General features: G+C 70.6%; 5 protein-coding genes and 1 pseudogene. 4 read left to right on the forward strand and 2 right to left on the reverse strand.

Annotation, left to right across the window (positions count from 1 at the left end; genetic code table 11):
* Positions 1-47: 47 nt before the first annotated feature.
* Both ACWGJ5_RS46285 and ACWGJ5_RS46290 read right to left on the reverse strand, forming a co-directional pair.
* Entirely contained in the window at positions 48-806 is a 759-nt protein-coding gene (locus ACWGJ5_RS46285) for a thioesterase II family protein (protein WP_453315600.1), read from the reverse strand.
* Positions 807-844: 38 nt separating this feature from the next.
* A complete protein-coding gene (locus ACWGJ5_RS46290; protein ID WP_453315601.1) occupies positions 845-2,353 on the reverse strand; it encodes an FAD-dependent monooxygenase in 1,509 nt (502 codons plus the stop codon).
* A gap of 480 nt (positions 2,354-2,833) precedes the next feature.
* On the opposite strand from ACWGJ5_RS46290, the gene ACWGJ5_RS46295 reads away from it, so the two are divergent.
* The 4 genes and pseudogenes from ACWGJ5_RS46295 to ACWGJ5_RS46310 all read left to right on the forward strand — a co-directional run.
* Entirely contained in the window at positions 2,834-4,411 is a 1,578-nt protein-coding gene (locus ACWGJ5_RS46295; RefSeq protein ID WP_453315602.1) for an acyl-CoA carboxylase subunit beta, read from the forward strand.
* A gap of 280 nt (positions 4,412-4,691) precedes the next feature.
* Positions 4,692-5,210 (forward strand): hypothetical protein, encoded by a 519-nt coding sequence (locus ACWGJ5_RS46300; RefSeq protein WP_453315603.1) that lies wholly within the window; start codon positions 4,692-4,694, stop codon positions 5,208-5,210.
* 89 nt (positions 5,211-5,299) lie between these two features.
* Positions 5,300-6,142, forward strand: a complete 843-nt coding sequence (locus ACWGJ5_RS46305; RefSeq protein ID WP_453315604.1) for a DUF4097 family beta strand repeat-containing protein — start codon at positions 5,300-5,302, stop codon at positions 6,140-6,142.
* Positions 6,143-6,250: 108 nt separating this feature from the next.
* Positions 6,251-6,416: pseudogene (locus ACWGJ5_RS46310) on the forward strand (ABC transporter); the annotation flags it as partial.

Raw genomic sequence — 6,416 nt, forward strand, 5'->3', positions numbered from 1 at the left:
GGCCGACCGTGAACGGTCGGCCGGGCCCCTCGCTGCAGGCCGGCCGGTCAGGACACGGCGGCTTGCGTGAGCAGCCCCTCGGTGATGGCCGCGGCGACCCCGTCGAGGTGGTCGAAGAGGTAGAAGTGGCCGCCGGAAAAGACCTTCACATCGAAGTCGCCGGTGGTGTACGCCTGCCAGGTCCGAACATCCTCGACCGTCGTCATCGGGTCGCTGTCCCCGGTCAGAGCGGTCACCGGAGCGGTGAGCGGCTCACCCCCGTGCCAGCTGTACGTGCCGAGGGCCCTGTAGTCGGCGCGCAGCGCCGGCAGCACCAGCTCCAGGAGGTCGGGGTCGTCGAGCATGGCCTGGTCGGTGCCGCCCAGCCTGCGCACATCGTCCAGCACCTCGGCGTCGCCGAAGAGGTGGTAGGGGGCGCTGTCGGTCTCCGGGCCGCCCCGGCCGGAGAGGAACAGCCGCTGCGGGCCGGGCAGTTCGCCCCGGGCGAGCAGCAGGGCCGTCTCGAACGCGACGAGCGCGCCCATGCTGTGGCCGAACAGGGCGTACGGCCGTCCGGGCTCCGCGGCCAGTTCGCGGGTCAGCTCCGCGGCCACCGCCTCGATGAGCGGGGTCAGGGCCTTGAACGGCGTTTCGCCGTAGCGGTCCTGGCGCCCCGGGTACTGCACGGACACCACGTCGAAGTCCGCGGGCAGCGTGTGCGCCAGGTCCTTGAACGCCGTAGCGGAGCCCCCCGCATGCGGGAAGCACACGAGCCGCGGTCCGTCCCCCGCGGCCGTGGTGAAGCGTCGGAACCACGTGCTGGTCACTGTCGGTGTGTCCCTTCGTCCGTTCGTTTCGGTGTGTGTCACCCCTGCAGGGCCGGGCCGAACCAGGTGGTGAGGGCGGTGCGGAGGGCGGTGGTGTCGGGTGTGTCGTCGTCGGTCGCCCAGGCGATATGGCCGTCGGGGCGGATGAGGAGTGCGGTGGGGGCGGGGATGCCGCCGAGGGCGGGGACGGTCCAGTGCTCCTCCTCGCTGCGTGCCTCGGCGAGGTCGACGCGGTCGGCCCAGCCCTTGGCGACCGCCGTCACCTCGGCGCTGCCGTGCAGGTCGAGCAGGACGGGCCGGCCGGCGTGGAGGAGTTCGTAGACGCGGCTGACACCGTCCGGTGTGTCGAGGTCGGCGTCGGGGACGCGGCGGCCTGTCAGCGGGTGGTCGGAGTCGGTGGGGTAGCGGATGTCGAGTGCGTTGAGCAGGTGGCGCAGGTACTGGTTGACCTCGTCGAAGACCATCAGCGAACCGAAGACGTCGCGGAGTGCGTCGGTCTGGGGGCCGGGGCGGACGAGAGCCGATTGTGCGCGGGTGTTGTGCAGGACGCGTTCGGCGACGGGGTGGCGTTCGGCGTGGTAGGTGTCCAGCAGGCTTTCGGGCGCGTGGCCGTGGACGACGGAGGCGAGTTTCCAGCCGAGGTTGACGGCGTCCTGGACGCCCATGTTGAGTCCTTGGCCGCCCGCGGGGAAGTGGATGTGGGCGGCGTCGCCGGCGAGGAGGATGCGGCCCGTCCGGTAGCGGTCGGCCTGGCGCGCGGCGTCGCTGAAGCGGGAGATCCAGCGGGGGTTGCGCATGCCGAAGTCGGTGCCGGCGACCCTGATCAGCGATTCCCGCAGCTGCTCGAAGGTGACGGGTCGATGGTCGGGGACGCGGTCGAACTCGGAGGTGATGACGCGGTGCCAGCCGGGTTCGAAGGCGATGGCGGAGTAGTCGCCGACGGGGGTGCGGCGTACCCAGACGTAGTCCTCGGGCAGGTCGGGGAGTTCGACGTCGCCGATGAGGGCGGTCATGGTGGGTTCGGTGCCGGGGAAGTCGATGCCCGCCAGTTTGCGGACGGCGCTGCGTCCGCCGTCGCAGCCGACGAGGTAGCGGGCACGCAGCACCTCGGGTGCCGTCGCCGTGGCCAGCTCGATGGTCACGCCGTCCTGGTCCTGGCTGATCCCGCTCACCTCGCACGAGCGGCGCACCCGCACACCGAGTTCGGTGGCCCACTCCTCCAGCAGCCGCTCGATGGCGGACTGCAGGATCATCAGCGGGTAGGGGTGCCTGGACTCGGACTCGTCGAATTCCAGGTAGAGGCCGGAGAAGTGGCCCACGGGCTGTAGTTCGCCTTCGGCGAGGAAGCGGTCGAGGACGCCGCGTTGGTCGAGGACTTCCAGGGTCCGGGAGTGTATGCCGCCGGCGCGGGACTCGCCCGACCGCTCGGCGAGCTTCTCGACCACCGTGACGTCGATGCCTGCCAGGCGCAGTTCGCAGGCGAGCATCAGGCCCGTGGGCCCGGCGCCCGCGATCACCACATCCGTGTCCGTGCGGGTGTCTCCCACGTCGTTCCCCCTCATTCCACTGAGCCTCTGACGTCGTTCCGTCACCTCCACGTTCACGCACGTGGATCAGTGCTTCAAGACAACTCGGTGCCGGTACGGTGCCAACCGCTGTCCGACTTGCCTTGTCCCGCCGGCGGGACAGGCCTACGGGGGCTCCAGGTCGCCGAGCGGGGCGGCGGCCGGGCACACCGTCCAACCGGCAGCGGGCACGCCGGAGGCCCGCCGGTGCCCTCGGGGGATGGTGGGGGACGCCGGCGGGCGTTTCGGTGCTCCGCGAAGGCTCATGGCCGTCGCATCGGAGCTCACGACGGAGAGCGTCCCCTTCCGCGCTCGACGGATGCTCGCGGGGCGGTGGAGAGCCGGTGCGGCCGGAGCGGTCGTCATCCAGCGCTCCAACCGGCTTCGAGTGACATGGCGGAGGCTGGCCGCTGGTTCATCACGACAGATGGTTCATCACGACGGCCGGAAAGGGGAAACCCCATGACCGCCCTGGACGACATGCCGGTCGGGCAGCAGCGCGGAACGGTCGCCGAACTCGACGCCATACGTGACGCCATGCGCCGAGGGCCCAGCGACAAGGCCACCGAGGCGCAGCACGCCAAGGGCAAGCTCACGGCCCGGGAGCGGCTCCAACTCCTCTTCGACGACGGCCGGTTCACCGAGGTCGAGGGGTTGCGCAGACACCGGGCGAGCGGCTTCGGCCTGGAGGACAAGCGCCCCTACACCGACGGCGTGGTCACCGGCTGGGGCCGGGTGTTCGGACGTACCGTCTTCGCGTACGCCCACGACTTCAGGATCTTCGGAGGCTCCCTCGGCGAGGCGCACGCCGAGAAGATCCACAAGATCATGGACATGGCCGCCACCGCCGGGGCCCCGATCGTGGGCCTGTGCGACGGCGCCGGGGCGCGCATCCAGGAAGGGGTGACCGCGCTCGCCGGGTACGGCGGGATCTTCCAGCGCAACGTCCGCAACTCCGGGGTCATCCCGCAGATCAGCGTCATGATGGGCCCCTGCGCGGGCGGGGCGGCCTACTCCCCGGCGCTGACCGACTTCGTGTTCATGGTGCGCGGCACCTCGCAGATGTTCATCACGGGGCCGGACGTGGTGCAGGCCGTCACCGGGGAGCAGATCAGCCATGACGAGCTGGGCGGCGCCGACGCCCACACCGGTCTCTCCGGAGTCGCCGGATTCGCCTACGACGACGAGGAGAGCTGCCTCGCCGACGTCCGCTACCTGCTGTCCTTCCTGCCCGCCAACAACCACGAGCTGCCGCCGTCGGAACCCTGCGCCGACCGGCCCGACCGGCTCACCCCGGCCATGCGCGACCTGGTGCCGTCCGACGAGAAGCGCGCGTACGACGTGCGCGAGGTCATCGAGGAGCTCGTCGACGTCGGCGACTTCTTCGAGGTGCACGAGGCATGGGCGCCCAACGTGGTGTGCGCCCTGGCCCGTCTGGACGGCCATGTCGTCGGCATCGTCGCCAACCAGCCCGCCGCGCTCGCCGGGGTTCTCGACATCAAGGGCAGCGAGAAGGCGGCCCGCTTCGTGCAGATGTGCGACTCCTTCAACATCCCGCTCGTGACGCTCGTGGACGTGCCGGGATTCCTGCCCGGCGTCGACCAGGAGCACGGCGGCATCATCCGGCACGGCGCGAAACTCCTGTACGCGTACTGCAACGCGACGGTTCCCCGCATCCAGCTGATCCTGCGCAAGGCCTACGGCGGCGCGTACATCGTCATGGACTCGCGGTCCATCGGCTCGGACGTGTCGCTGGCCTGGCCCGGCAACGAGATCGCGGTGATGGGGGCGGAGGGCGCCGCGAACGTCGTCTTCCGGCGCGAGATCGCGGCCGCGGCCGATCCCGGGTCCGCCCGCAAGCAGCACATCAAGGAGTACCGGGACCAGCTCATGCACCCGTACTACGCCGCCGAACGCGGTCTGGTGGACGACGTGATCGACCCCGCGGAGACCCGCGTCAGGCTGATCGACGCGCTTGCCGTGCTGCGCACCAAGTACGTGGCGCAGCCCTCCCGCAAGCACGGGAACCAGCCCCAGTGACCTGGTGGGCCCCGCACCGGGCGACCGGTCCGCGAGGAACCCGCTGCCTGACACGTATGCCACTCTCCACCACATGGCGCCGGGTGGCACCGCTTGGCATTATGTGGTGCCATCTGGCGCCATTCCGCGCTTCCAAAGGTGCATGAGCACGCTTGTCGCCGCCGTGACCCAGGTCGCCGCCTCGGCGTTTCCGCAGGTAGGGCGCCCGACCTTCAAGACCGTCTCCGCGAGGCGCCATTCAGACTTGCATATGGCGCCATGATGCTGCCATGATGACGTCATGGACCTCACGCCGTATGTCGACACTCTCCGCCGGGAACTCGCGGTGGCCGCCGAGGCCGGCGGGGAGGACGCCCGCGAGCTGGCCGAGCGACTCACCGCTCCTTTGGAGTCGGCGACCCGGCTGACCCTGCTCAACGTGCTCTCCGCGGCGATGGACGAGATCACCCGCGAGCTTGCGCCCGGTTCGGTCGACGTACGACTGCGCGGGCTGGACCCCGATTTCGTGGTGACGCCACCGCCGACCGACGGCGGCGCCATCGCGGAGCCGGCCGCGCCCGTCGAGCCGTTCAGGACCCCGGTCCCGGCCGACGGAGACGAGGGCGGCACCGCCCGCGTCAATCTGCGTCTGCCCGCCCATCTCAAGGCGCGTGCCGAGGAGGCCGCGAGCCGCGAGGGCCTGTCGGTCAACGCCTGGCTGGTGCGGGCCGTGTCGGCCGCGGTCGAGGGCGGCGCCCGTCCGCGTACACCGGAGAGGGCCCAGGCCGTCGGTCAGAGCTTCACGGGCTGGGTGCGCTAGCCGCGCGCCCGTGCTCGCGCCACTTCGCCCACACCACATCACGTCCCACCGGCGGGGACGTCCTGAAGACTCATGAGGACGGGACAGCCATGCCTTCTTTCGACACTCCCGAAGCGATCTCGGTCACCGCGCGTGTGGAAGCCGGTTCCATCCAGTTCACCGCGGGCGAGCGGGCCGACACGGTCGTCGAGGTGCGGCCCCGTGACCCGAAGAAGAACCTGGACGTGCGCGCGGCCGAGCAGACCGAGGTCACCTACGCGAGCGGTGCTCTGACCGTCCGGACGCCCAAGTCCAGCCTGTTCGGCCGCACCGGCGTCGTCGATGTGACGGTCGACCTGCCCGCGGGCTCGCGCATCGACATGACCGGTGCCTGGACCCAGGTGCTCGGCGAGGGCCGGCTCGGCGAGGTCCGCGTGAAGACCTCATCGGGTGATGTGCGCTTCGATGCGACCGGCCCGCTGCACCTGACCGCGTCGCACGGCTCGATCACCGTGGACCGCGCCGAAGGCCCGGCCGAGATCACCACCAGCTCCGGCAGCCTGCGCGTCGGCCTCGTGGACGGACCCGCCGTGCTGAAGAACTCCCACGGCACCACGACCGTCCGCGCCGCCACCGGCGAGCTGCGGGTCAGCGGCGCCAACGGCGACATCAGCATCGAGCGTGCCGAGGCCTCGGTGACCGCCACCACCGCCCACGGCACCCTGCGCGTGGGTGAAGTGGCCCGTGGCAAGGTCCAGTTGGAGACCGCCTACGGTGCCATCGAGGTCGGCGTCCGCCAGGGCACGGCCGCCTGGCTCGACGTCAGCTCGGGCTCCGGCCAGGTACGCAACACCCTCAACACCTCCGACAGCCCGGAGAAGACCGAGGACACCGTCGAGGTCCGCGCCCGCACCCGCCACGGCAACATCGACATCCGCCGCGCCAAGGCCTGAACCCCGGCCCCGGCGACTCGTCCCCACCCCCGTACGCACTCCATTCCCGTACGCACTTCATCCCGTACACACTTCACTTTCACTTCAGCCTTCGAACGGGAGGGCCTCATGCCTTCATCTGTCATGTCCACGTCCAGGTGGGGTGACGGTCACAAGCCGCCCGCCGCCATCTCCGCCGCCGGTCTGCGCAAGTCCTACGGTGACAAGGTCGTGCTCGACGGCATCGATCTGGTGGTTCCGGCCGGTTCGGTGTTCTCCCTGCTGGGTCCGAACG

It is taken from the genome of Streptomyces sp. NPDC054783 (assembly GCF_053611725.1).